This is a genomic window from Mycobacterium sp. 1245801.1 (genome assembly GCF_001673055.1).
Taxonomy (GTDB): Bacteria; Actinomycetota; Actinomycetes; order Mycobacteriales; family Mycobacteriaceae; genus Mycobacterium; species Mycobacterium europaeum_A.
Map to the genome: position 1 here is coordinate 1 of NZ_LZKY01000414.1, position 1,173 is coordinate 1,173.

General features: G+C 59.8%; 1 protein-coding gene and 1 pseudogene. Both read left to right on the forward strand.

What is annotated here, in order from left to right:
• The first annotated feature begins 446 nt into the window (after window positions 1–446).
• The gene (locus tag A5622_RS30565; RefSeq protein ID WP_255361663.1) at window positions 447–578 is read left to right on the forward strand and encodes a hypothetical protein; all 132 of its coding nucleotides are present in this window, start codon (window positions 447–449) and stop codon (window positions 576–578) included.
• 92 nt (window positions 579–670) lie between these two features.
• Window positions 671–1,173, forward strand: a pseudogene (locus A5622_RS26510) (hypothetical protein); the annotation flags it as partial.

Consider the following 1,173-nt stretch of genomic DNA (forward strand, 5'->3'; position numbering starts at 1 on the left):
GACGCTACCCCGCTGGTAACCTCTCCACGCCGGTTCAAGCCGACGCTGCGGTGCAATTTGCCGCCGTTCGCTCGTCGAGCGCCTGATCGATCAATGTGGTACTGGAATGCCGTCGCAGAGTTATCGAGCCGCTAGGCGCGCTCGCGTCACCAGGCGGATTCGCCATCGATGGTCGCGAGGTCTCGCATGGGTAGAAAATTACGGGCGGACGCCGTTGGCCGCTATTCACTATGTACTAGCCTCGACGCAGCGCAGACACGGCTTCATCTCACTAGCGAATCCCAGCGACGTCAGGCCGGTCCGACGACGATCTGCCTCAAACCGATGCTGACGGCCGCATAAAGTCGGTGGTCTTACGCCAGCGATCAGTCACCTTCGAGATAAAGAATCTGCGCCGTTCGCCGGGGTGAAGTGAGCGAAGCGCTGCCTCGGCTTAGCATTCGGACATGCGCGATATCGAAGCGATTGACGCCGATCTGCAGTTGGTGTCGCGCGCTTGGTGCGCGGCTTTGGTGGCAAATGATCACGCACCGAGTACCACCCTGATCGACCAGCTTCGCGAGGAGCGACAGCAGTGAGGCGCTGCGTCCGGAACTGACATGACCGGATACCACTAGAGGTAGCGTCGTAGCTGGTCGGAAGCATAGACGGCGGGTTGGCGGGTGGTGCGATGCAACTGATCGAGCTAAGCATTGGCGATCTCATCGCCAGAGCTGGCGGTGACCCATGGGCGATCAACCAGAGCTTGCAGGCCGGTAGCCCTTTTCAGATCTCTCAACTGGCAGAGGCTTTCCATGCTGCCGGCCGATGCTCCACCGCAGCCCAAGAAGAATTCGAACAGGCCCGCAAGCGCTTCGACATGGCCTGGAATCACCAGAACGGTGATCACCCGATCAACGGCTCCGCTGAAGTGCAGCGGTTGACGAAATCCCTTGGCTTGCAGACAGAACAGCTGCCCAAGATCGGCAGTGATCTGGAAAACATCGCCAGCATGCTGGCTGCCGCGCAGAAAGAGGGTGCCGCAGAGATCGCCACGTTGGAACACGAGTTGCAAGGGCTCGACAACATCATCGACGCCGCGGAGCACGATCTGCAGAATGGCCACCCCGACGCGAAGACCGAGGCCTTTCTGAAGAAATTGATCGATGATGCGAAAGCCGATGCCGCCGATGA

What these genes read in the sequence shown, in the direction of transcription:
- A5622_RS30565 (WP_255361663.1), top strand. Translation starts at nt 447, where the DNA reads ATGCGCGATATCGAAGCGATTGACGCCGATCTGCAGTTGGTGTCGCGC.